24 protein-coding genes, 1 tRNA gene and 1 riboswitch are annotated in these 24,078 nt (G+C 31.5%); of the genes, 8 read left to right on the forward strand and 17 right to left on the reverse strand.

Translation table 11 applies throughout. The features are described 5' to 3' along the window. Window positions 1-53: 53 nt before the first annotated feature. From ribH to sufC, 10 genes are all read right to left on the reverse strand, one after another. Window positions 54-503 carry a 6,7-dimethyl-8-ribityllumazine synthase gene (ribH, locus tag XJ44_RS01350; RefSeq protein WP_077197816.1) on the reverse strand — a complete coding sequence of 150 codons (450 nt, stop codon included), beginning with the start codon at window positions 501-503 and terminating at the stop codon, window positions 54-56. Beyond that, window positions 500-1,621, reverse strand: coding sequence for a bifunctional 3,4-dihydroxy-2-butanone-4-phosphate synthase/GTP cyclohydrolase II (locus XJ44_RS01355; protein ID WP_084758734.1), 1,122 nt, complete (start codon window positions 1,619-1,621; stop codon window positions 500-502). The genes ribH and XJ44_RS01355 overlap by 4 nt, the downstream gene beginning before the upstream one ends. After that, window positions 1,618-2,166 carry a riboflavin synthase gene (locus tag XJ44_RS01360; protein WP_077197818.1) on the reverse strand — a complete coding sequence of 183 codons (549 nt, stop codon included), beginning with the start codon at window positions 2,164-2,166 and terminating at the stop codon, window positions 1,618-1,620. The genes XJ44_RS01355 and XJ44_RS01360 overlap by 4 nt, the downstream gene beginning before the upstream one ends. Next, window positions 2,159-3,172: a bifunctional diaminohydroxyphosphoribosylaminopyrimidine deaminase/5-amino-6-(5-phosphoribosylamino)uracil reductase RibD gene (gene ribD, locus XJ44_RS01365; protein WP_198927368.1), complete on the reverse strand. Its 1,014-nt coding sequence runs from the start codon at window positions 3,170-3,172 to the stop codon at window positions 2,159-2,161. The genes XJ44_RS01360 and ribD overlap by 8 nt, the downstream gene beginning before the upstream one ends. A 47-nt stretch (window positions 3,173-3,219) precedes the next feature. Further along, window positions 3,220-3,338, reverse strand: a riboswitch (FMN riboswitch). A 22-nt stretch (window positions 3,339-3,360) separates the two neighbouring features. After that, window positions 3,361-5,040 (reverse strand): methyl-accepting chemotaxis protein, encoded by a 1,680-nt coding sequence (locus XJ44_RS01370; RefSeq protein ID WP_077197819.1) that lies wholly within the window; start codon window positions 5,038-5,040, stop codon window positions 3,361-3,363. 107 nt (window positions 5,041-5,147) lie between these two features. Further along, on the reverse strand, window positions 5,148-5,555 hold the full coding sequence (gene sufU, locus XJ44_RS01375; RefSeq protein ID WP_075665289.1) for a Fe-S cluster assembly sulfur transfer protein SufU: 408 nt from the start codon (window positions 5,553-5,555) through the stop codon (window positions 5,148-5,150). Then, window positions 5,545-6,786 carry a SufS family cysteine desulfurase gene (locus tag XJ44_RS01380; protein WP_075665290.1) on the reverse strand — a complete coding sequence of 414 codons (1,242 nt, stop codon included), beginning with the start codon at window positions 6,784-6,786 and terminating at the stop codon, window positions 5,545-5,547. Before XJ44_RS01380 ends, sufU begins: the two co-directional genes overlap by 11 nt. Further along, a complete protein-coding gene (locus XJ44_RS01385) occupies window positions 6,761-7,879 on the reverse strand; it encodes a SufD family Fe-S cluster assembly protein (RefSeq protein ID WP_077197820.1) in 1,119 nt (372 codons plus the stop codon). Before XJ44_RS01385 ends, XJ44_RS01380 begins: the two co-directional genes overlap by 26 nt. 10 nt (window positions 7,880-7,889) lie before the next feature. Further along, the gene (sufB, locus tag XJ44_RS01390; protein WP_408645792.1) at window positions 7,890-9,272 is read right to left on the reverse strand and encodes a Fe-S cluster assembly protein SufB; all 1,383 of its coding nucleotides are present in this window, start codon (window positions 9,270-9,272) and stop codon (window positions 7,890-7,892) included. A gap of 13 nt (window positions 9,273-9,285) precedes the next feature. Continuing rightward, window positions 9,286-10,029, reverse strand: a complete 744-nt coding sequence (gene sufC, locus XJ44_RS01395; RefSeq protein WP_143608961.1) for a Fe-S cluster assembly ATPase SufC — start codon at window positions 10,027-10,029, stop codon at window positions 9,286-9,288. Between the two features lie 149 nt (window positions 10,030-10,178). On the opposite strand from sufC, the gene XJ44_RS01400 reads away from it, so the two are divergent. Beyond that, window positions 10,179-10,427: a hypothetical protein gene (locus XJ44_RS01400; RefSeq protein ID WP_077197822.1), complete on the forward strand. Its 249-nt coding sequence runs from the start codon at window positions 10,179-10,181 to the stop codon at window positions 10,425-10,427. Between the two features lie 211 nt (window positions 10,428-10,638). Here the strand turns inward: XJ44_RS01400 and groL are convergent, their stop codons facing one another. The 4 genes from groL to XJ44_RS01420 all read right to left on the reverse strand — a co-directional run bounded on the left by groL (window position 10,639) and on the right by XJ44_RS01420 (window position 13,379). Beyond that, window positions 10,639-12,258 (reverse strand): chaperonin GroEL, encoded by a 1,620-nt coding sequence (gene groL / locus XJ44_RS01405; RefSeq protein ID WP_077197823.1) that lies wholly within the window; start codon window positions 12,256-12,258, stop codon window positions 10,639-10,641. A 16-nt stretch (window positions 12,259-12,274) separates the two neighbouring features. After that, complete coding sequence (gene groES, locus XJ44_RS01410) at window positions 12,275-12,547, reverse strand: co-chaperone GroES (protein WP_075665295.1); 273 nt, start codon at window positions 12,545-12,547, stop codon at window positions 12,275-12,277. 204 nt (window positions 12,548-12,751) lie between these two features. Next, window positions 12,752-12,827 (reverse strand) — tRNA-Ala (locus XJ44_RS01415). A 45-nt stretch (window positions 12,828-12,872) separates the two neighbouring features. Beyond that, window positions 12,873-13,379 carry a 4Fe-4S binding protein gene (locus XJ44_RS01420; protein WP_077197824.1) on the reverse strand — a complete coding sequence of 169 codons (507 nt, stop codon included), beginning with the start codon at window positions 13,377-13,379 and terminating at the stop codon, window positions 12,873-12,875. 100 nt (window positions 13,380-13,479) lie between these two features. Between XJ44_RS01420 and XJ44_RS01425 the strand changes: the two genes are divergently transcribed. From XJ44_RS01425 to XJ44_RS01445, 5 genes are all read left to right on the forward strand, one after another. Then, window positions 13,480-13,860 (forward strand): Mini-ribonuclease 3, encoded by a 381-nt coding sequence (locus XJ44_RS01425; protein WP_077197825.1) that lies wholly within the window; start codon window positions 13,480-13,482, stop codon window positions 13,858-13,860. Next, window positions 13,857-15,575 (forward strand): phosphoenolpyruvate carboxykinase (ATP), encoded by a 1,719-nt coding sequence (locus XJ44_RS01430; protein WP_075665297.1) that lies wholly within the window; start codon window positions 13,857-13,859, stop codon window positions 15,573-15,575. The genes XJ44_RS01425 and XJ44_RS01430 overlap by 4 nt, the downstream gene beginning before the upstream one ends. A gap of 4 nt (window positions 15,576-15,579) precedes the next feature. Next, on the forward strand, window positions 15,580-16,968 hold the full coding sequence (locus XJ44_RS01435) for a TldD/PmbA family protein (protein WP_077197826.1): 1,389 nt from the start codon (window positions 15,580-15,582) through the stop codon (window positions 16,966-16,968). Next, a complete protein-coding gene (locus XJ44_RS01440; RefSeq protein WP_077197827.1) occupies window positions 16,965-18,272 on the forward strand; it encodes a TldD/PmbA family protein in 1,308 nt (435 codons plus the stop codon). Before XJ44_RS01435 ends, XJ44_RS01440 begins: the two co-directional genes overlap by 4 nt. 87 nt (window positions 18,273-18,359) lie before the next feature. After that, window positions 18,360-19,427, forward strand: a complete 1,068-nt coding sequence (locus XJ44_RS01445; protein ID WP_077197828.1) for an alanine/ornithine racemase family PLP-dependent enzyme — start codon at window positions 18,360-18,362, stop codon at window positions 19,425-19,427. A 26-nt stretch (window positions 19,428-19,453) separates the two neighbouring features. Here the strand turns inward: XJ44_RS01445 and XJ44_RS01450 are convergent, their stop codons facing one another. The 3 genes from XJ44_RS01450 to rpsO all read right to left on the reverse strand — a co-directional run bounded on the left by XJ44_RS01450 (window position 19,454) and on the right by rpsO (window position 21,985). Then, a complete protein-coding gene (locus XJ44_RS01450) occupies window positions 19,454-20,545 on the reverse strand; it encodes a site-specific integrase (RefSeq protein WP_075665301.1) in 1,092 nt (363 codons plus the stop codon). A 123-nt stretch (window positions 20,546-20,668) separates the two neighbouring features. Then, window positions 20,669-21,673: a tRNA preQ1(34) S-adenosylmethionine ribosyltransferase-isomerase QueA gene (queA, locus tag XJ44_RS01455; RefSeq protein ID WP_075665302.1), complete on the reverse strand. Its 1,005-nt coding sequence runs from the start codon at window positions 21,671-21,673 to the stop codon at window positions 20,669-20,671. Window positions 21,674-21,730: 57 nt separating this feature from the next. Continuing rightward, window positions 21,731-21,985 (reverse strand): 30S ribosomal protein S15, encoded by a 255-nt coding sequence (gene rpsO, locus XJ44_RS01460; RefSeq protein ID WP_075665303.1) that lies wholly within the window; start codon window positions 21,983-21,985, stop codon window positions 21,731-21,733. 389 nt (window positions 21,986-22,374) lie between these two features. On the opposite strand from rpsO, the gene XJ44_RS01465 reads away from it, so the two are divergent. Together XJ44_RS01465 and XJ44_RS01470 are read left to right on the forward strand one after the other, a co-directional pair. After that, window positions 22,375-23,106 carry a CRISPR-associated endoribonuclease Cas6 gene (locus XJ44_RS01465; protein ID WP_077197829.1) on the forward strand — a complete coding sequence of 244 codons (732 nt, stop codon included), beginning with the start codon at window positions 22,375-22,377 and terminating at the stop codon, window positions 23,104-23,106. Continuing rightward, window positions 23,099-24,058, forward strand: coding sequence for a helix-turn-helix transcriptional regulator (locus XJ44_RS01470; protein WP_075665305.1), 960 nt, complete (start codon window positions 23,099-23,101; stop codon window positions 24,056-24,058). Before XJ44_RS01465 ends, XJ44_RS01470 begins: the two co-directional genes overlap by 8 nt. The last annotated feature ends 20 nt before the right edge of the window (window positions 24,059-24,078 follow it).

The following is a 24,078-nucleotide window of genomic DNA, read 5'->3' on the forward strand; positions in this document are numbered from 1 at the left end:
TTAATTTTCTTATTAGATATGATAAAACAACCACATCTAAAAGTCATGTTTATTTATAAAACTCTATTTAACTTTGCCATTTCTAATGCTACCATAGCAGCCTCAAATCCTTTATTTCCCAGTTTTGCCCCAGATCTATTTATTGCTTGTTCCAAAGTATCCGCAGTTATTATACCAAATGATATTGGTACTTTTCCTTCCAAGTTTAATTGCATCACTGCCTTTGAAATTTCATTTGCCACAACATCAAAATGATACGTTTCACCCCTTATTATTGCCCCCAAAGCTATTATTGCATCATAATTCTTGTTAATCATTTTTTTTAACACAAATCCTATTTCCATACTACCTGGTACCTTTATGATATCAATATTATTTACTCCATGCCTTTTTAAACAATCTAGTGCACCTTCCAATAACATTTTGGTGATTTGTGAATTAAATCTTGAAACAACTACACCAATTTTTAATCCCTCACATCTTTCAAAATTACCTTCAATCATACTTTCTCTCCTTTCAATTTTATTTTATGACCCATTTTATTAACCTTAGTTTTCAAATATTTTTCATTGTATTTATTTATATTCCCATAAATTGAAACTGTTTCAACTTTAATACCGTATTTTTCCAACTCAATCTCTTTTCTTGGGTTATTAGTAAGCAACTTTATCCTCTTTACACCAAGTTTTTCCAAAATTAAATATGCTATGTAATAATCTCTTTCATCTTCTCTAAAACCTAAAATTAAATTGGCATCAACTGTATCAAAACCTCTATCTTGTAATTCATAAGATTTAATTTTATTGTTTAATCCTATACCTCTTCCTTCTTGCCTTAAATAAATTAAAATTCCGCCATTTTTTGAAATTATCTTCAAAGATTTTTCAAGTTGATCACCACAATCACACCTAAGTGAATGAAAAATATCTCCTGTTGCACATTCAGAATGAATCCTAACAAATGGAATATCAAAAAATGGTCTTTTTACAATTGCAACGTGTTCTTTTTTATCATAATTGTTTTTAAAAGTATAAATTTCAAAATTTTCATCAAATTTTGTGGGAAGTTTTACTTTAGTTTCAATTTGGAATACTTCTTTGTTATATTCTTTGTATAAATCTTTAATATCTACAATTTCTAAATTGTACTTCTTTGAAAATGCCATAATATATTTAAAATCGTGTGAATTTCCATCATTATTAAGCATTTCTATTATTACCCCATATGGTGAAAAACCCAATTTCTTTGATAAAAATGTAGCAGCTTCAGTGTGTCCCCATCTTTCTTCCTTTGCACCAAGTAAAAACACATGCCCGGGATAAAAAAAGTGTGAAATATCAACCCCCTCACTTACTTTTTTTATTGTCCTACACCTCTCAACAGCAGAAATACCCGTTCCTTTTCCATAATCAACTGGTATAAAAAAATTAGTTTTTGCTCCATTATTTGGTAGTCTAAAAAAACCTTTACCTAATAAATTTTCTTCATCTGTGGCAAGGCAAAGTAATCCCCTACCTTCTTTTAAGAAAAAATTTATTACCTTCTCATCACATACTTGCGCTGGAATAAATAAATCCCCCTCTAATTCCCTTTCACTATCAATTAATATGAATGGTTTCAATTCTCTCCCCTCCCATATCTTGCAAAAATATCTATTTCATAGTTTACAAACTCACCAACTCTTAAATATTTTAAATTTGTATTTTCAAAAGTATGGTATATTACTTGTACTTCAAAAACATCTAAACTTACATTTGAAATAGTTAAACTTATACCATTTAAAGCTATTGACCCCTTTCTTACGACTGCATATCTTTCTTTTGGAAGAGAAAAATACATATAAATACTTGAATTTTTCCTAATGCTTTTCACAAATCTTATCATTCCATCAACATGTCCCAACACAAAATGACCATTCACCCTATCACCAATTTTTAATGCGCGCTCAATATTTAAATATCTTGAAAAGGAAATATTTGTAACTTTTTTAGTTTCGTCTCCTATATCAAAATAATATTTATTTCCAACACTTTCTTTGACAGTCAAACAAGCGCCATTAACACTTACACTTTCACCAATCTTACATTCAAATGGTAATTCTATCTCAATAACACTTTCTTTAAATATAAATCTATCAGTACAAAATTCGACAATTCCACTAAACATTTCTTACTACCTCCAAATAAATTTCATTGTTTAATTTTAAAACCTTTCTAATATTAAAAGCTCTTTTCTCATCAACAAATTTTTTCACACCTTTAAACGGTGAAAGCCCATTTCCAAAAAATTTTGTGGAATAAAATAGATGCATTTCATCCGCATAATCAAAAAATTGAGATAAAACATCTGCTCCACCTTCAATTAAAACTGAATCAATTCCCAAACTGTACAACCTTTTTAAAATACTTTCTGGATCTGTTTCAGGGTAACATTCCATTTTATTTATACAATTTTTCGAAAAAACTATAGTCCTTGCGGTTTCATCATATATATTAAGTTCTTTTCCAAAGGTAATTCCATTTTTATCTAATACAACTCTTACAGGGTTTCTCCCTCCATTTCTACAAGTTAATCTAGGGTTATCCTTTAATACTGTATTAGCCCCAACCATAATACTTGAGAAAAAATTTCTCAAAGAATGCGAAATTTCAAAATTTTCTTTTGTAATCCACTTTGAATTTCCCAAAGAATCTGTTATAAACCCATCTAAAGTCATTGCTACCTTTAAAGCAACATACGGAATTTTTTGAGTAATATACTTTAAAAAAACCCTATTAAGATATCTTGCTTCATCTTTAAGAAGCCCAATATGTACTTCTATACCGTTTTCCCTCAATTTTTTTACACCTTTTCCATTAACTAGTGGATTTGGATCAAGGATGGAAATATAAACCTTTGAAATTCCAGAAGAAATTATTAAATCAGTACATGGAGGTGTTTTTCCATGGTGGGAACAAGGTTCAAGGTTAACGTATAATTCACTATTCCTAAGATCCTCTTTCGCATTTAAAATGGCATTTCTTTCTGCATGAAAACCTCCGTATTTTTCATGATAACCCGTACTTATAACTTTCCCATTTTTTACAATTACCGCACCTACTAGTGGATTTGGCGAAACTTTTCCAATACCTTTCTTTGCAAGCTCAATGGCAAGCTTCATGTATTCTTCCAAGAAAAATCCCTCCTTTACTAGGAGGGAGAGGTAAATGCATACTATTGCATTGTCCTCTCCCATCCGGACTTTAACCGTCGGCTCCGGAATTTCACCGGATCAACCCTTAACGGGCTCGCGGGCTTTCACCGCCGGTCGGGACTCTCACCCTGCCCCGAGGACTCTAAATATATTATACAACAAACTACTTAGAATTCAAATTTATTTACTTGTTCTCTTAAGCTTAATACTTCATTGGACAATACTTTTATACTTTCTAAAAGTTCTTTTGCTATATCCAAGCTCTTATCTGCTACATTGTACACATCATCCGATTTTCTTTCCACATCTTGTGTTTGTTTTAAAATTTCAGTTGCAGCACTATTCATTTCTTCAACTGACGCATTTTGTTCCTGTGAATGTGCTGCAAGTACATCTACAACGGAAGATAATTTGTTAAACGACTCAAAAATATCATTAAAGACCTTAGAAAGTTGCTTCATACTCTCTTGAGATACATTAAACTCCTTATTCATTTCTTCTGTCTCTACATTTATTCCATTTGTTTTTTTATCTAAATTTTTAATTGTTTCAGAAATAGTATTTGTTGCTTCTTTAGTTTCTTCCGCTAATTTTCTAATTTCATCTGCAACAACGGCAAATCCCTTCCCTGCTTCCCCGGCACGGGCTGCTTCAATGGCGGCATTTAACGCAAGTAAATTTGTTTGTTCTGCAATCTCTCTAATTGTTATTACTATCTTTTCTATATCTTTTGTTAAGTTAAGAAAATCCTCTATCTTTGTGTTTAACATTTTATATCTTTTCACAACATTTTCATTGATATTCTTTACTTTATCTAAACTTTCAATACCCATTTTAGAATTTTCTACCAACTTATTGTTAATCTCCAATGTTTCAGAAGCCGTACTATTCAATACAGTCGCTTGATTTGCTAACTCCTCCAAACTTGCGGTAATTTCCTGAACCGCCGCACTTATCTTTTCAACTGAAACCTTTTGTATCCTCGCACTTTTCTCTGTATTTTTAATAAAATCCAACAATTTTTCAAATCCATCACTTGCAGACCCTGAAACTTCACTTGATTTTTCAGAAGCATTGTTAACATCAACCAATATTTCTTTTAATCCTCTAATCATATTAGACAACTGCAATGATATATCTTTAAACTCATCATTCGAATTGATATTAAACCTGTAATTAAGTTTACCTTTCGAATAATATCTCATAGCATCCTTTATAATATCAACAGGCTTTAAAATAATTTTATTTAAAACATACAAAAACACGGCAAGTAATATATTCAAGATAATACTAATAGTTGAAACCTTCCAACTATTTTGGCTTGTGAGAACTCCTTTAAAATACAAATATCTAATCATAATAGGTCCAATCCACAGTGAAACAGAAAGAACTGAAATTAAAACTTTCGTAGAAATACCTATTTTAAATTTATCAAAATTTTCCTTAATTTCTTCAAAATTTAAAACTCTTGAATACAACAACAAAAACAAAGCAACAATATTAACATTAATTGCTATTGCCCCACTTAATCTTAACGCTAAAGCCTCAGAAGGAAGCTCTCTAATCTTCTCTGCAAATAATCCAACAAATGTTGCTGCTAAAAAGTTAACTAAAAACAAAACAATAGATGAAAATACGGGAATATTAAATTTTGCATTTTTAGCATTCCAGTAAACTAAGAATACTGTTGGAAAACCAAAAATTACAAGTGAAATCAAATAACCTGTAAGAAAAATCGATACAGGATAATTTCTAAGCCCAGAAAAAACATAGTAAGAAAACATCAAAAAAGGAAAATCAAGCACCAACAAAATAAAAAGGGTTAAATTTGCAACTTTTCTTTCCATTTTTTCACCCTCTTAGATAGATTTTTTTATTTTATTTTAACAATTTACAAAAATTCTTAAGTTAATTTTGTATAAAAAAGAAAATCACAGAAATGTAACAATATATTTTACACTTGTTTTTTTAATGCAAGTTCTAATGTCTTCCAAGAAAGCAAAAAGCATTTTATTCTCATAGGATAGTTTCTTATATCTTCAAGTTCTTTTACAATCCCCAATTTTTCTTTTTCAAAATCTTCACCTTTTACCATCGCATAGACATTTTTCAAAATATCTAATGCTTCATCTTTATCTTTTCCAATTACACTTTCAAGCATTATATTTGCCGATGCCTGGCTTATTGCACAACCTATACCTTCAAATTTTCCATCAACAATCTTTCCATTTTCAAACTTTAGATAAAGTGTTATTTCATCACCACAAGATAAATTTTTTCCTTCCTCTACAACATCGGCATCTTTAAGCTTTCCCTTGTATTTTTTTAATTTAGAATAATCCATAATAAGTTCAGAATACATCAAACCACTCCTTTATCTTATTGATTGCCATCGCCAATATATCAATTTCTTCTAGAGTGTTGTATGCATAAAAGCTTGCCCTACAAGTACTATTTGGAAATACATCTAAACAACTTTGAGTCTTTAATATTTTCATAAGTGGTTGTGCACAATGGTGGCCGCTTCTAACTGCTATACCAAATTTTTCATCCAACAAATGTGCAACATCATGCGGATGTACACCGTTAATATTAAAGCTTACAATTCCCAACTGATTTTCATTTAATGGTCCGTATAATTCTACATCTTTTATCTTACTTAACTTTTCAATTGCATATTGCGTTAATTTTTTTATGTGCTCTTCTAAATTCTCAAAACCAACACCTTCTAAATACTCCAAAGCAAATAATAATCCAGCAATTCCCCCAATATTTGGAGTTCCCGCTTCAAATTTGTATGGAAGCACATTAAACGTTACATTATCTAATCCCACTTTATCAATCATTTCACCACCGTATAAAAATGGTTCCATCTTTTCTAAAAATCCCTTTTTTCCCCACAAAACCCCAACACCACTTGGTCCCAACATTTTATGGGCTGAAAAGGCCAAAAAATCTATACCTAACTTTTTAACATCTATTTTTTTGTGAGGAATGTACTGAGCACCATCTACCAACAATATTGCATTTGGAAATTTTTCCCTAATTTTTTCTATATCTATAACCTGTCCTGTGACATTTGATTGGAAAGTTACAGCAATTATTTTTGGTTCTTTTTTTACATTAAAATCTTCAATCTTTAACTCGCCAAATCTTCCCGTTGGAGCGACCACATCTACATGAAAGTTGTGTAATTTTGAAAGTCTAATCCAAGGCACAAAATTTGCATGATGTTCGACCAGAGTAACCAACACACTATCACTACTACTTAACATACCTGATCTTACAAAACTTTCTACAACAAGATTTATAGACATTGTAGTTCCAGAAGTAAATATTATTTCCTCTTCTCTTGCGTTAAGAAACTTTGCAAGCTTTTCTCTCGTATACTCTAGCATCTGAGTTGACTCAGATGCTAAAGTATGTACCGCTCTATGAACATTTGCATAATTGTTTAAATAAAAATTTGATAACCTTTCAATAACAAGTTTTGGTTTCAAAGTGCTTGCAGCACTATCAAAGTAAATTAGTTTATTTCCATTTATTTTTCTATCCAAAGCAGGAAAATCATCCCGTATACTCCTCGAGAGCATCTTTTACCAGCCCCTCCACACTGAAATTAGATAACTCATTTATAAGTGTTTCAAAGATACCATTTAAAATATACTTTTTCGCCTCTTTCTCGCTAAATCCCCTACTCATTAAATAAAAAACAGCCATTTCATCTAGCGGCGAAGAACTTGCAGCATGTGAAGCCGTAACTTCATTTTCGTCTACTAACAAGCTTGGAATTGCCTCCATTTTTGAATTCTTTGAAAGAAGGATACACTTTTCAGATTCTTCTGCTTCACTATTTTTGGCACCTTTTTTCAAATCAAGTATACCACGAAAGACAACTTTTGCATTATCCATTAAAGCTCCTTCAGCATTTACAGAACCTTTATTCTCCATACCAACAAATCTTAAAAGATACAACAAATCAAATATTGCATTATTTTTACCCAAAAAGTAAGGTTTTACTTCTACATTTGCCTTTTCACCATTCATCTTTATTCCTAAATACCCAGCAACTTTTCCTGAACCAATATATATGTCCCTAACAACCACACTTGAATTATTTCCCGTCCAAATAAACATGTTATCCACACTAAAAGACAATTTTTGAGTAACATGTATATTGTACAAAGTAAGACTTGCTCCATCATTTACAATAAACCTTGCCGTGTTGTTAGAAAATTTATCCGTATTAATTATTCTAACAAGGCTAAATTTTCCATCTATATTATAAACATCGTTTGTAATTTCATTATTATATTCCTTTTTCAATTCAAGTTTGTCATTTACCGTTAAATAATCTCCTTTTGAGGAAAACACATCTGAAAGAAGCACAAATTTTCTATGTGTCCCTTCAAAATCATCTATATTTATATCAAAATTCACATCTTTAAAATAATCTACGTACTTGTACTCTGGTAAATTTATACTATTAAGTTTTAATCTTCTCCACTTTGGAAAACCAATTTCCTTGTATTCTCTGTATTTATTCTCTATATACTTTCTTAAATATTTATTGTCAATATTTTTCAACACTGAGGATATACTTTTATAATCTTCGTTGAAAAATTCCTCTGGTTTTGATACAACGGTAATTTCATCTTTTAAAATTAATTCTAATGTTTTTTCCATATATAACACCTCACCCTATAGATGATTCTATTTCCATTTCTATTAACCTATTTAACTCGACTGCATACTCAAATGGCAAACTACTTACAATAGGTTCAATAAATCCCTTGACTATCATGCTCTTTGCCTCTGTTTCACTTAATCCCCTAGACATTAGATAAAAAATTTGTTCATCTTTTATTCTACCTATCCTTGCTTCATGCCCTATATCCGCATCATTGTTGTAAACCTCAATAATCGGAACTGTATCACTCTTTGAATTATTATCAAGCATCAGAGCTGTACATTGTACGTGTGACTTACTCTTCCTTGCATCTTTTGCAACCCTTAAAAGACCTCTATAAAACGCCCAGCCACCACCTACGCTAATACTTCTTGCATCAATGGTAGAGCTTGTATACGGTGCAAGGTGAACTACTTTCGAACCAGTATCCATGTGTTGCCCTGGGCCTGCATAGGTAATACCTAAACTTTCTGCTTTTGCACCTTTTCCTTTTAAAATAGTCATAGGATATAGCATTGTCTTCATACTACCTAAAGATCCAGAAACCCAAGACATAACTCCATCTTCTTCTACAATTGAGCGTTTTGTATTTAAGTTATAAGTATTTTTACTCCAATTTTGTATTGTCATATACTTAACCTTTGCATGTTTTTTTACATAAATTTCCACCATACCCGTATGCAAATTAATTACGTTATATCTTGGTGCAGAACAACCTTCTATAAAAGTAACTTCAGAACCTTCATCTGCAACAATTATTGTATGCTCAAGCTGGCTCATCCCTGGATTACTCATGAGAAAATATGCCTGAAGAGGCATAGGTACTTTTACTCCTTTTGGAACATACAAAAATGTTCCACCACTCCAAATAGCACCGTGCAATGCCGCAAATTTATGATCATGTGCCGGGACTAGTTTCATAAAATATTCTTTTACAAGATCAGGATACTTTTTTACAGCACTTTCCATATCGAGAAAAATAATACCCAAACCTTCCAACTCTTTCTTTATATTCTGATACACTATTTCAGAATCAAATTGGGCTCCCACACCAGCAAAATATTTTCTTTCGGCTTCTGGAATACCCAACTTATCAAATGCCTTTTTAATTTCTTCTGGAACTTCATCCCAAGTTGTATTTTTAGAAGCTTTAGGTTTTATATAAGGAATTATCTTATTCAAATCAAGTCCTGAAATATCCACGCCAAACCTAGGATTATGCCATTTTTGAAAAATCTCCAACGACCTTAATCTATGTTCTCTCATCCATTTTGGTTCTTCCTTAATATCTGAAATTTCCTCAATTATCTCAGAAGTTAATCCGGGTAAACTTACATATTCTGGTTCAATCTCGGCAATATAGTTAAACTTTTCTTCATTACTCTTCATATCAAACATAATTTCACCCCACTATTGTTGTATAACCTTTTTTCTCAATCTCGTCTGCCAAAGAAAAGTTTCCACTTCTCACTATCTGTCCATTTGTGTATACGTGCACCCTATCTACATCTAAATAATTTAAAATTCTCTTGTAATGTGTAATGATTAATACACTTGTCCCCATTTTTCTAATTTTATTTATTTGAGAAGCAACTATCCTTAATGCATCCACATCAAGTCCAGAATCAATTTCATCTAAGATTAAAAGCCTTGGTTTTAAAAATCTTGCCTGTAAAATCTCTCCCTTTTTCTTTTCACCACCAGAAAATCCCACATTCAAAAACCTATTTAAAAAATTATCAGATACCACAAGCTCGCTTAAAATAGATTGTATTCTTTCATTTAAAACTTTGTATGACTCGCTATCACCGTGAATTTTTCTATAAGCTGTTAAAAGAAAATTGTTAAATTTTACCCCATCAATTTCATATGGGTTTTGAAAAGTCATAAAAATACCCTTTTTAGCACGTTCATCTGTTGTAAGATCTTTAATACTTTCACCATCAAAGAGTATATCTCCTTGATCTACTTTATATTTTGGATTTCCCATAATAACATTTGCAAGTGTAGACTTTCCCGAACCGTTTGGCCCCATTATAGCGTGTAACTCTCCAGTAGAAATCTCAAGATTTACACCATTTAATATCTTTACATCTTCATCTCTAACAGATACGTGTAAATTTTTAACCTCTAATATTTTTTTCATAAGTATATACCTCCTTAATTAGTCTTTCCTAATTAAAGTATAACATATTAATTTTTTTAGGTCAACAAAAATAAAGAAACATCAAAAACACCTAAATTATTTAAAAATTTTTTACATTCCATAAAACTTAAAGCAAGGAGGGAATCCGCATGAAACTAACCGGAAAAATTCTTATATTAATAACAACATTAGTTCTAGGAAGTTTTTTAGTATTAACACTTATAACAAATAAAACTGTGAGTAAATCCTTAATTCAAAGTTATGACGAAAAATTAACAGCTGTAGTTAAAAAAACAAATTTTGTCCTTAGTAAATATTTTGAATCAATTCATATAACATCATACAATTTGTCAGTTATGAATTTAGAACCTTTCATACGTATTAAAAAAGGCTATTAATTAAAACAACTTCACATCTAACTTTTTTTATTCCTTTTACAATAACATCTCGAAGTTCAGTACAAATAAAAGTCTCCAAGTAATTGTTGAAAAATTTTTTAAACATCTTTATTTTCACCTTTTATTTGAAGAAATAAAAAAATGGCTTCGGCAAAATACCGAAGCCATTTTATTTGAAAAATCAATAATTTCTTAATTTTCAAAATTCTTATTAATATTCTGGCATTTCTGGTACTGGTGGGTTATTTTTTGGTTCTGGTTTTTCAACTACCAATACTTCTGTTGTCAAGAGCATACCTGCTATAGATGCTGCGTTTTGCAATGCACTTCTTGTAACTTTTGCAGGATCTATAATTCCGCGTTCAAACATATCACAGTATTCGCCATGTAATGCGTCAAATCCATATGCTGGATCATCATTTTCAAGAACTTTGTGAATGATGATTGCACCATCGTAACCTGCATTCTTTGCAATCTGTTTAATAGGAGCAACTAATGCTTCATATACTATTTTTGCACCAATCTTTTCGTCTCCATCAAGTTCGTCTACTACTTTTTCAACTGATTTTCTTGCTCTTAATAAGGTAATTCCTCCACCAGGAACTATACCTTCTTCAACAGCAGCTCTTGTTGCGCTTAATGCATCTTCGATTCTGTGTTTCTTTTCTTTTAATTCTGTTTCTGTTGCAGCTCCTACTTTAATCACTGCTACTCCACCAGCGAGCTTTGCCATTCTTTCTTGTAATGTTTCCTTTTCATATTCTGAAGTTGTTTGTTCAATTTGTGCCTTTATTTGAGCAATTCTCTTTTTAATTTCTTCTTGATCACCATGTCCACCAACTATTATAGTTTCATCTTTTTTAACCCTTACTACATCTGCCTTACCAAGATCATTTAATGTGAGATCTTCAAGGTTAATTCCAACTTCTTCACTTGCAACAATACCACCGGTAAGAATTGCAATATCTTGAAGCATTGCCTTCCTTCTGTCACCAAATCCAGGTGCTTTTACAGCTACGGTATTCAATGTGCCTTTAAGTTTGTTTAAGACCAATGTTGTTAATGCTTCTCCTTCAACATCTTCAGCAATAATTACTAATGGTTTACCAGTTTGAGCAACCTTTTCAAGGATTGGAATCAATGGCTTGATATTGGAAAGTTTCCTGTCCGTAATGAGAATAAATGGTTCATTGTAAACAACTTCCATCTTCTCAGGGTCTGTAACAAAATATGGAGAAACGTAACCTCTATCAAATTGCATACCTTCTGTAAACTCAACAAATGTTTCAATTGATTTGCTATCTTCAACTGTAATTACTCCATCTTCTCCTACTTTTTCCATTGCCTCTGCAATCAATTTTCCAATTTCTTCACTATTTGCACTAATGGATGCAACATGTGCTATATCATTAGAACTAGACAAGCTCTTTGAAATCTTTTTAATTTCTTCAACCGCTGCTGTAACCGCTTTATCAATACCCTTTTTCACAAGAATTGGATTTGCACCAGCTGTTACATTTTTAATTCCCTCTTTAATCATCGCTTGAGCCAATACAGTAGCTGTTGTTGTACCGTCACCTGCTACATCGTTTGTTTTACTTGCAACCTCTTTAACAAGTTGTGCACCAAGATTTTCAAATTTATCCTCAAGTTCTATTTCTTTTGCAATTGAAACACCGTCATTTGTAATAGTTGGACTTCCCCAAGATTTTTCAATAACTACGTTTCTTCCTTTTGGACCTAATGTAATTTTTACTGCATCTGCAACAGCATCAACACCTCTTTCAAGAGCTCTTCTTGCTTCTTCACTAAATCTTAACATTTTTGCCATTCGTGTCACCTCCTCATTAGTCTTCTATTTTTGCTAAAATATCTTCAACATCGATGATAATGTACTCTTCGTCCTCAATCTTTATTTCTGTTCCGGAATACTTAGAAAAGATTACCTTATCACCAACTACAATATCAACATCCGAATCTTCCAAATTACCCACAGCAACAACCTCTGCTTTCATGGGTTTTTCCTTAGCTGTGTCAGGAAGTACAATTCCTCCTTCTGTTCTTTTCTCCTCTTGAATTGGCTTTATCAAAAGTCTTGAACCAAGTGGTTTAACTTTCATATCCTTACCCCCTTTCAAAATTTTATTGTCACTCTTAAGCGTTGACTGCTAATTTTAGTTTACCAAAAATATCGAAAATGTTAAGCTCTATTTTGGACAAATATAAGAAACTAACAAATATTATTTTTAAATAAGTGCATATTTCTTTGTATTTCTCACTTTTACATAACAAAAAAAAGGAAGGGAGGCATCTAGCCTCCCTTCTGGTGGAGCCGATGGGATTCGAACCCACTGCCTCTACCGTGCCATGGTAGCGCTCTCCCAATTGAGCTACGGCCCCTAACCAAGTATAATTTATCATATTTTAAACATTTAGTCAATATGCTTAATTTTTATTTGTAGGACAAACCTTTTGACACATTCCACAACTTACACATTTTTTCTCATCTATTGTTAATTTTAAAGGTGCTACCTTTCCACCTACAGTTAGTAAAGTACCGTACGGGCACAACTTTTTGTGCCAAAATTCTTCTTCAAAAAACAAGGTAATAAGCGTGGCAAATCCAATAACGTACAACAAAACGTTTAATTTTACTTTTAAAAGCCTTGTTCCAACAAACAACATAATAAAAGCAACAAGCATAACATACCTTAATATATTGATCTTAGGCGCTTTGAATCTTTTTATATTCAATTTCTTATAAATAAAGTTTATAGGCTTAAATATTGTGTTAATTGGGCATATAAAGCCACAATAGAATCTTCCGAAGAAAAGTGATAAAAACAAACTAATTCCAAATATAAAAATCCATTTTAATAAAATATTATTTTTCAACAACCAAAAAAACAAAACAAAAAATACGATCTCCATAATATACATAAATTTTCTCATTACAAACACCACCTTCTTAACTTTTGATTGCACTTTTTGCATCTCAAGTATTATACCATACTAAAATTCTGTGTTAGAATAGTAGTAAGGGGGAGAAAACTTGGATATCTTTTCAAGAATTAAACCTAATGTAAACACAAACGAACTTTCTACAGACACACTTGCGTATATTGGTGATGCAGTGTTTAATTTGTATGTTAAATTACACTATTTTAAAAAAACCTCTGTAAAAAAACTACACAAAAATACACAATCTGTAGTAAACAGAAATTATCAATCAATACTCCTTGACAAAATCCTTCCCCACCTAAGTGACGAAGAATTTTCCTATGTAAAAAGAGGGATTAATAGCAAAGGTGCTGGAAAATACGGTAATGATCCCGCATATCGTAAAAGCACAGGTTTTGAAGTATTAATTGGCTTTCTTTATCTCAAAGATGAAGAAAGACTTTACAAATTACTTTCGGAGGTGTTAGAATGAGCCGCTCAATCATTATCGATGGTTCTGTTATTTACACCAATTACAGTCAAATTATGGGACATAAAAAATTCGAGGCACTTTTAAAAGAATTCATTGAAATTCTCGTCGAAAAAAATAGTCCACTACTACAAGCCCTTTCCCCTTTTAAATTTGGAGATGAGTATGATACAAAAAGAATAGCTGAATACTTTAATCTTCTTACTATGAGAAATTTAAAAGAATTATCCCATATTTTAAGTTACACTAATCCCGTACAATTGGAAAAATTTATAGAAGCGTTTTATACTTTCTGGCGCTCAAAACACAGATTTATGATTCGTAATGAAAAATATGTAAATGATTACAACAGAAGGGCAAGCGTAGAATATACTATGACAATGGTCGCTGATCAATTTAAGGCTGTTATTAAAAATTTATACCGGCAATTATTATCCAATATAACCAATGAATTTCCCAAAGTTATGAGACAACTTCCAAGTGGAGCTCAAGCAATGTTTTTATACGACTATGTCAAATGTGAAAACTTCAATTTGAACTGGATGGAGAAAATTCCCACAATTTGGGGAGCAATTTTTGACCCACCTGCAATATTCTACACGAAATCCAACAAAAGAAAGGGAATTATACCCGTAGTTGAAAAAAATATAATAGATAAAATTGAGTTATCTTCCAATGAATGGTTTAGAATACCGATATTTGTAGGAAAACTACTATTTTTTAACTTTGTTCACAAAGATTTTCTTGCTCACGGTGCAGGATTGGCAAATCTATTTGAAATTGCCTCCCCAAAAGATATCAAAAACAGAAAACCCGATGGCATAATTATTTTTGGAATTTCACCAGACAAAATACCAGATTACACAGACGAATGGAAAAATGCTGTAGTCTTCAAAGAAAAAAATCTATACGTTGGAGTTATCCCAAATTTAGATGAAAACGATTATTTTGGATATATGAAAAAAACAACACTTACTGTTCACAACCTCATTATGATAGACAATGGAAAACTTCCAATACATGGTTCCATGGCAAAAATCACTCTAAAATCCGGGAAAAGTGCTGTTGCAATGTTCTTAGGAGACAGTGGAGCAGGAAAGAGTGAAACTTTAGAAGCACTAAATAGGTTAGATGAAGTAGCAGATGTAAATATTATCATCGATGATATGGGAAGTCTAAGTATAGAAAACAACAAAGTCGTGGCATATGGAACTGAAACAGGAGCATTTGTAAGACTTGATGACCTTCCACCAGGTTATGCATACCACACTATGGACAGAAGTATATTTATGAATCCAGATAAAATAAATGCAAGAGTCATTGTTCCTTTTAACAATTACAAAGAAATAGTTACACCAACAAAAATCGATTTCTTGTTTTATGCTAACAACTACACAGAAGTTAAAAATAACGAGGAAAGAATAAAATTTTTTGACTCGTATGAAGAAGCACTAAAAGTCTTTTCTGAAGGGAAAAGGATGGCAAAAGGCACAACCGCTGAAATTGGAATCACCACTTCTTATTTTTCAAATCCATTTGGTGCAATTCAGATGCGAGAAAAACATGAAAAGATAGCTGAGAAATTCTTTAAAAAACTATTTGAAACGGAGGTGAAAGTAGGTGAAATAAGGACGATGCTTGGGATAAAAGGATATGAAAAGAAAGGTACTATCCTTGCTGCAAAAGCATTACTAAAATTAATTGAAAAGAAGGGGTGAAATAGTGTTAAGTAAAGATCTGATAAAAGACATTATAGGCACAGTTTTAAAATACGGTGGTGACTTTGCAGAAGTATTTATTGAAAACAAATACGAAAACAGAATAGAACTTGCAGATGGTTTTATTCAAAAAGCAAATACAAATAACATTTCGGGAATAGGTATACGGGGGTTTTTGGGAAATAAAGCTATATACGCATACACAAACATCTTTGAAAGGGACAATCTTCTATCTGTAGCCAAAAGAGTTGGAGAGGCACTTTCCGAAACAAAAGTTTCCAACTTAAAGTTGGACTTTGATGACAAAAAAATAAAAAACAGACATCTAATACATTTTTATCCAATGGAAATTGATAAAACAGAAAAGGCTAAAATAATGAAAACGGCATACCATGCAGCCAAAAATTTCTCGAATTTAATAAAGCAAGTACTTGTTTGGTACTGGGAGTATGATCAAGAAATTTTAGTTGCAAATTCAGAAGGTACCTGGGCAGAAGATAGAAGGGTCAAAACAAGGTTAATGATAAACACCGTCGCAGAACATAATGGAAATATGGAGCGTGGATTTTATGGACCAGGGGCTGGTATGGGATTTGAATTTTTTAATACTATCGATGTAGAAGAAGCCGCAAAAAGAGCGGCAAGAATAGCCGTTAGAATGGTAGATGCCGAACCTGCACCAGCTGGGAAAATGCCTGTAGTTATCTCAAATGAATTCGGTGGAGTTATCTTCCACGAAGCGGTAGGACATGCACTTGAAGCAACTTCTGTAGCAAAAGGTGCTTCAGTATTTGCTGGAAAGTTAGGACAAAAAGTTGCGGCAGAATGTGTATCTGCAGTTGATGATGCAACAATTCCAAATGGATGGGGTTCTGCAAATGTGGATGATGAGGGAACACCAACAAGAAGAAATCTTTTAATCGATAAAGGTATACTTGTTGGATATCTAATAGATAAACTTGGAGCAAGAAGAATGAATATGGAAAGTACCGGTAGTGCTAGAAGACAAGACTATACATTTGCACCTACTTCAAGAATGAGCAACACATTTATACTCCCTGGAAAATACTATCCCGAAGAGATTATAGCTGCTACCGAGTATGGACTTTATGCGAAAACAATGGGAGGAGGCTCTGTAATGCCTGGTACAGGTGAGTTTAACTTTGCTGTAATGGAGGCCTATTTGATAGAAAATGGAAAAATTACAAAACCTGTGAAAGGTGCAACCCTTATTGGAAAAGGCTATGAAATTATACAAAAAATAGATATGGTAGGTAACGACATAGCAAGAGGTCAAGGGGTTTGTGGTTCAATATCCGGCGCTGTACCCGCAGATGTGGGACAACCTACAATCAGAGTTTCAGAAATACTTGTCGGGGGGCGAAATAAATGAATTTAAAAGAATTTAAAGATAAACTTTTTGCGCTTGCAAAGAAAAATGGTTTCGAAGCACAAGTAGAATTTTCTGAAAAAATGGAATTTATGGTTTCATATGCAAACGATGATATTGATCAGTATAAAGATGCATCAAATTCTAGAGTAACTATAAAAATACTAAAAGATGGAAAGATAGGAAAGAGCTTTTCCGAAAGATTTGACGATCCAGAAGCTTTATTCAACGAAGCACTTTCTAATTGGAAAATAACAGATACAGAAGATGAAAATTTCTTTTACGATGGAAAAGGAAAATACCTTGAAATGAAAACTTATGATGGAAATTTCGAAAAAACTCCTGTTAAGGAAAAACTTGACTTTGTAAAAAAACTTTACAACAGCGCAAAATGTGATGAAAGAATTGTAACAGTACCAAATGCCGTATTTCAAAATTTAAAAATTTCAAAGTCAATTTCAAATACTCTTGGATTAGATATTTCATCCACAATGGATGGTGGATTTTCATATGCTATATCAATATCAAAAGATGATAACACACATTCTGGATTTTGGTTTGAAATAGGCAAAAGATTTGAAGATTTATCTCCAGAACAAATTGGTAAAAAAGCTTGTAAAGAAGCTTTAAGCCTTTTAGGGGCAAAACCTGTAAAATCTGGCAAATATAGAGTAATAATCAGAAATACCGCATTTGAAGAGCTTTTAGGACTTTTAAAGAGTATGATTTCCGCCGAAAATGTCCAAAAAAATATATCTCCACTAAAGGGAAAAATAAATGAAAAGATTGGAAACACTATTTTAAACATTAAAGATCTGCCATATGTTGAAGGAAGTATAAATAACAGACCATTTGATGATGAAGGTGTTCCAACAAAAGAAACAGTTATAATTGAAAATGGTGTTTTAAAAAGCTACCTATACGATTTAAAAACTGCAAAAAAGGATAACGTTGAATCTACTGGAAATAGTTTAAATGGATCAATTGAACCAATAAATTTGGTAATAGAAAGTGGTAATTATTCATTTAATGAACTTGTAAACAAACTAGATAACGGCATTATAATAATCAGCATTGATGGTATGCATTCAGGTGCAAATCCCGTGTCCGGAAATTTCTCATTAGGTGCAAGAGGATACAAAGTTGAAAACGGAGAAATTGTACATGCAGTTGAACAAATCACTATATCTGGTAACTTCATAGATTTACTAAATAAAATTGAAAGTGTGGGAAACGATTCTAAAGATTTTGGTGGTGTAATAACCCCCAGTATCTTAATTAGTGAACTCGATATTGCAGGAGAATAAGGTCCACGACAAAGTCGTGGACTTTTTTATTTACAAAACTTAAGTTTTAGATTAAAATAGGTATAGCAACCACAAGGGGGGAAAGTTGTGAAATTTCCCAGGTTAGTTATTAGTTTAAAAAAAATAGAAGAAAATGCAAAAAAAGTATTAGACATGTTAAACAAACACAATATAGAACTTGTCGCTGTTACGAAATTGGTATTGGGTGATCCAAAAATTGCTAAAACACTTAAAGATGTGGGAATCCAAAAAATTGGTGAATCAAGACTTGATAATATTGAAAAAATGATCAAAAACAAAATTTCAGGTCCATTTCAACTTCTTAGAATACCTATGCTTTCAGAACTTGATAAAGCAGTCCTTTTGGTTGATGAAATATTAATTTCCGATGAAACAACTGCATTAAAAATTGATGAAATAGCACAAAAATATGATAAAAATATTGAATTGATATACATGATAGATGTGGGAGATTTAAGAGAAGGTGTATGGTTTGAAAATGCATGTAAAACAATTGAAAATATAGCCAAAAAGCTTAAAATGGCAAAATTAAGTGGCATTGGAACAAATGTAGGATGTTTTGGTGGTATACTCCCAACAAAAGATAATTTAAACACACTTGTTGGAATTAAAAAATATTTAGATGATAAATTAAACACTAATTTAAAAATTTCCGGCGGAAGTACTGTAACACTAAAATTAATTGAAAGTGGAGAACTTCCCGAAAAAATCAATCAATTTAGAATTGGAGAAGGTATCTTACTTGGAACAGATGCAACCGGTCATAGAGATATCCCCTATTTATCTCAAAACACGGTCATATTAGAAGCAGAAGTAATTGAAGTTGATTACAAACCATCTGTACCAGTAGGGAAAATAGGAAGAGATTCAATGGGAAGAATTCCAGAATTTGAAGACAAGGGATGGCGAAAAAGAATTATTCTTGCAATAGGAGAACAAGATATAGATCCAAATGGATTAAAACCTTTCGACAAAAGACTTGAAGTTTTGCACGCCTCAAGTGATCACACAATAATAGATTACACCGAATCTGAAGTGAATTATAAAATTGGAGATATATTAAAATTCAAATTATCATATGGAGCAGCACTACGTGCATTTACAAGCCCTTTTGTAAAAAAAATATACCAATAAAAAAACTCTCTGGCCAACAGAGAGGTTTATATTTCGTCTAATTCCAAAAATGCAACCCTTAATTTTCCAACCAAAAATATGAAAAAGTTCTCCTTATTTCTCCTTTTTACCTCATAACCTAAGTTTTCTATAAATTCTTGCCACTTATCAAGATTTCTAACTAAAAACAATGTATTTAATCTTGAAAATTTTTCTCCTCTTTTAATATAAGCTGTTCTGGAAACTATATAGGCACTCCCAACTTTTCTTACGGGAATGGATAATTTATTAAAAAATTCCAAAACAGGATTTAAGTTATCCACCACCTCAATAGAAAGGATAGTTCTTAGATCACCACTTTCTGATATGTAGCGTGCTATATCCTCAATTGTTTTAGTAGAACTATATTTAAATAAATCCATAACATATGGCAAGGAAGGTTGTGCTATTACTTGCCTTGCAACTGCAACGTTTCTAAGTATTTCCACAGAAAGAGGTTTTTTCAATCTTAAATCTACCTTTTTCTGAAGACCTCTTAACATTAAAGCAAGATAAGAGGGTTTAACAGGTAAACCTTCCGATGTTGAAATCAAATATTCATCCTTTCCCTCATACTTTTTTAACCATTTATCAATAGGTGGGACAATCTCAACAACAAAATTCCCATTTTCCAAATAAATCTCATTTCCTTTAATATCCGTACCCTTTAATTTTACAATCTCACCGGATTTTAACCCTAGTAAACCTGCAAGTCCAACTAGCAAAACATACTTTTCATTACCTTTTTTTGCCATCTTCTCTGCTTCTTTATACAATTTCCAAAAATCCAAATAATTTATCATCTCATATTCTGCTTTCTTATAAGGCACTTTCAAATCTTCAACTACTTCGGAATAAACAAGCGGGTAAAATCTTTGCAAAAAAGATCTCAATGGCACAAAATACTGTCTCCAAGCCGTCGGTTTATAACTTTCCTTTATTTTCTTTAACCACTTCTTTACAGAATCTGTATTTACATTCCCCTCAACAAATTCCAGAAAAGATTCGACCATTGTCATATAATTTCTTTTCGTACTTTCAGATATATTTTGTTTTTCTATGTATTCTATAAATTTATCAAGTTCATATTTTACTTTCAATTCTGGCACCTCCAGAAAAATTTATTAACATTTTGATTATATCATATCAATATTGCGAAATTATTATGTTTTATTTTTCAAAAGTTACAATTCGCTTTGCTAATCTTTCTCTAAGGTAACATTTTAGTAAATAAAACATGCATCACCCAACGAAAAAAATCTATATTTCATTTTTACAGCAATATTATACGCATCTAAAATGAACTCTCTACCTGCAAATGCGGAAACAAGCATAAGTAAAGTAGACTTTGGTAAATGAAAATTTGTAATTATAGCATCTGTTAATTTAAATTCAAATGGCGGATATATGAAAATATCGGTTTTACCATGATAACTTTCTTTTTTATCCAACCTTGCAATAGTTTCTAGGGTCCTAACACTAGTTGTTCCAACTGCAATAATTCTTCCGCCGTTTTTTCTGGTATCGTTAATCTTTTTCACGGTTTCCTTTGGTACGTAATACCTTTCAGAATGCATCTTATGCTCTCTAACATCCTCAACTTTAACAGGTCTAAAAGTTCCCAACCCAACATGTAAAACTAAATCCGCAAACTCTACTCCGTTTTCTTTTATCTTTTCTAAAAGTTCATCGGTAAAATGAAGTCCAGCAGTTGGTGCAGCTACGGAACCTTTTTCTCTTGAGTATATTGTCTGATATCTCTCAAATGGAATTTGATTTTTTATATATGGAGGTAAAGGTGCCATTCCTAATCTGAATAAATCATCATCTGAAAAATTGAACTCTAATATCCTTGCACCCTCTTGTGCCCAATCTTTACATATGCAATATCGATCATCATCAAAATATATTTTTGTTCCTTTTTTTACTTTACTTCCCGGTTTAACCAGTGCTTCCCAAACACCTTCTGAAATTTTTTCAAGTAACAAGATTTCTATTTTTGCACCGGTAGCCTTTTTTCCATAAAGTCTTGCTGGAATTACTTTTGTAACATTTCTTACAAGTAAATCCCCTTCTTTTAAATATTCAATAATATCTCTAAATATCTTATGCTCAATTTCTCTTGTCCTTCTATTTAAAACCATAAGTCTTGATGAATCTCTAGGTTCTACAGGTGATTGGGCTATTAATTCTTCAGGCAAAAAGTAATCAAAATTACTTACATTCAACTAAATCCCCTCCCAGTAAAAGTATGGGGAGGTTTTAAACCTCCCCATCTTTAACTATTATTTTCTCAAACCTAATTTGTGAATTACCTCTTTGTATGCTTCCGGATTCTTATTTCTTAAATATTTTAATATCTTTCTTCTTCTTCCAACTAACTTCATAAGTCCTCTTCTTGAATGATAATCTTTGGGATGTTTCTTCAAATGTTCAGTTAAATGTTTGATCCTTGCAGTTAATAATGCTACCTGAACCTCTGCGCTACCAGTATCTCCTTCATGGATTTGAAATTCCTTAATGATCTCCTCTTTGTTCATATCTTACACCTCCACAACTTATTCCCGCTACCAAGTAGGGGCATCACCCTCAACCGAGTAGGGGTCACATATATGATAACTTAAAAAGTTCGTTAAGTCAATAGCTTCAAAGATTTTTTTAATAGATTTCAAGTTGTACAGCGACACAATTTTGATATTTTAAATAATTATTTCCATTATTTGGTATATGAATTACAAAATTACATAATATTAGTTAAATATACACATGTTTTATCAATGCCATTTCCCTAAAAATATTATAAATAAATGAAAGTTTAAACACCAAACTTTTCAAGTACTTCTTCAAACAAATAATTGATCTTCCAGGGGAACTAATAATTTTATGGTATATTATTCATGAAAGATACTTTAATATAGGAGGAAGAAATATGATAGAAACATACGTCTTTTTCAAAGTAAAAAATGACTTTATTATAGAAAACTCGTCTGAAAAATTACACGGATTATTTTTCAAAATACTAAAAAATACCCAAATAAATACAGAAAAATTACATTCCCAAAAAAATAAACCATTTTCACTCTCACCAGTCTATGAATATGGTTATGATAAATCTATTACAAAATTTTCCAAAAACAAGTATTTCTTTTTTCGCATTGCTTCTATACAAGATGATTTGATACTTTCATTTGTAAAAGCCCTTACATTAAATAGCACAGAATTATTTCTCGATAAATATCCCATCTACATCGATGAAGTTATAACGGAAACATACCAAAATAAAGATATTCAAAATGAAATTACCATAAATTTTGTTTCACCTGTAACTTTTAGGGGACCAAATAATATAAATATCCCCATCCCAGATCCTTTACACATTATAAATTTTCTAAAAAAATATGGAATAAACGATATAGACTATCCTAAAATTACATATATTGAAGGAAAATCTCACGTAATGAAATACTCCTCCTTTAAACTGATTGGTTTTGTTGGAAAAATGAAAATAAAAACACATACCCCTAAATCTTACCTAATATTACACTATCTTGGAACTGGTTATTCTCATGCAAAAGGAATGGGAGTTACTATAATTGATGCTGCAACAACAGCCAATCAAAAAATTCGATATATTTGGAAAAGGTGGGGAATAAATGCGTAAAAAATATCTTCGAATATTAAAAATAATAATATACATTCTAAACCAAAAAGAAGTAACAACCAAAGAACTCTCTGAAAAATTCAATGTAAGCATCAGAACTATCCAAAGAGACTTACACGAAATAGAAAACTTAGGTATAAGTTTAGAAAGAGAAATAGATGGCACAGTAAGAATATTAGAAAACAATCAATTACATCTCAAAGGTTTAAATTTAAACTTAGAAGAAAAAAAAATACTACTTTTGATGATGAATCTTTCAGAAAAATATTTATATGATTTATTCACAGATACAATAAACGAAGTTAAAATAAAATTTATTAATTCTTTAGAACCACAGATGAAAGAATTAAATAAAAAAAGATCTACGTTATATAGATTTCTAAAACAAAGACACGAAAACATAAAATTATGGATAGTAAATTCCATAGAACGTGCCATTTTAGAACAAAGAAAAATAAAAATAAGATACAATCATCCAAAAAAAGGAGAAGAAGAATACGAATTATCACCCTATTTATTTTTATTTTCAAAAAATCATTGGTATCTATTTGCACTTGAATCGAAAAAAAACTTTGAAGGTCTTTTCAGATTATCAAGAATCAAAAAAGTTATATATCTAAACGACAAATTTAAACCTCCAAAAGATTTAGAAGAAAAAATAAATTCAATTTGGGAAACACAATATTCCACTAGAAGATATACTATAAAAATTAAATTTAGCAAAGAAGTCGCACAATTAATAAAAGATACAGCAAGACATCCTTCACAAATTATACAAGAATTAGAAAACGGTGAAATATTATACACTGTTAAAGTAAGCGGTTACAAAGAAATATTATACTGGATACTTAGTTGGGGAAAGGATGCTGAATTAATAGAACCAAAATGGATGAGAGAAAAAATAAAAGAAGAAATATACAAAATGCAGAAAAAATATAACAACAACCTCTGATACTAAATAGTAACCACTTT

This window comes from Thermosipho affectus, assembly GCF_001990485.1.
GTDB classification, from domain to species: domain Bacteria; phylum Thermotogota; class Thermotogae; order Thermotogales; family Fervidobacteriaceae; genus Thermosipho; species Thermosipho affectus.

Bases quoted from the DNA above. Each gene is read 5' to 3' on its own strand.
- XJ44_RS01370 (WP_077197819.1), bottom strand. From the start codon at position 5,040: ATGGAAAGAAAAGTTGCAAATTTAACCCTTTTTATTTTGTTGGTGCTT.
- XJ44_RS01400 (WP_077197822.1), top strand. From the start codon at position 10,179: ATGAAACTAACCGGAAAAATTCTTATATTAATAACAACATTAGTTCTA.
- sufU (WP_075665289.1), bottom strand. From the start codon at position 5,555: ATGTATTCTGAACTTATTATGGATTATTCTAAATTAAAAAAATACAAG.
- rpsO (WP_075665303.1), bottom strand. From the start codon at position 21,985: ATGAACAAAGAGGAGATCATTAAGGAATTTCAAATCCATGAAGGAGAT.
- XJ44_RS01470 (WP_075665305.1), top strand. From the start codon at position 23,099: ATGCGTAAAAAATATCTTCGAATATTAAAAATAATAATATACATTCTA.
- sufC (WP_143608961.1), bottom strand. From the start codon at position 10,029: ATGAAAAAAATATTAGAGGTTAAAAATTTACACGTATCTGTTAGAGAT.
- XJ44_RS01420 (WP_077197824.1), bottom strand. From the start codon at position 13,379: ATGAGAAAATTTATGTATATTATGGAGATCGTATTTTTTGTTTTGTTT.
- XJ44_RS01430 (WP_075665297.1), top strand. From the start codon at position 13,857: ATGAGCCGCTCAATCATTATCGATGGTTCTGTTATTTACACCAATTAC.
- XJ44_RS01360 (WP_077197818.1), bottom strand. From the start codon at position 2,166: ATGTTTAGTGGAATTGTCGAATTTTGTACTGATAGATTTATATTTAAA.
- ribH (WP_077197816.1), bottom strand. From the start codon at position 503: ATGATTGAAGGTAATTTTGAAAGATGTGAGGGATTAAAAATTGGTGTA.
- XJ44_RS01465 (WP_077197829.1), top strand. From the start codon at position 22,375: ATGATAGAAACATACGTCTTTTTCAAAGTAAAAAATGACTTTATTATA.
- sufB (WP_408645792.1), bottom strand. From the start codon at position 9,272: ATGAAGAGTAATGAAGAAAAGTTTAACTATATTGCCGAGATTGAACCA.
- XJ44_RS01440 (WP_077197827.1), top strand. From the start codon at position 16,965: ATGAATTTAAAAGAATTTAAAGATAAACTTTTTGCGCTTGCAAAGAAA.
- XJ44_RS01385 (WP_077197820.1), bottom strand. From the start codon at position 7,879: ATGGAAAAAACATTAGAATTAATTTTAAAAGATGAAATTACCGTTGTA.
- groES (WP_075665295.1), bottom strand. From the start codon at position 12,547: ATGAAAGTTAAACCACTTGGTTCAAGACTTTTGATAAAGCCAATTCAA.
- groL (WP_077197823.1), bottom strand. From the start codon at position 12,258: ATGGCAAAAATGTTAAGATTTAGTGAAGAAGCAAGAAGAGCTCTTGAA.
- XJ44_RS01380 (WP_075665290.1), bottom strand. From the start codon at position 6,786: ATGCTCTCGAGGAGTATACGGGATGATTTTCCTGCTTTGGATAGAAAA.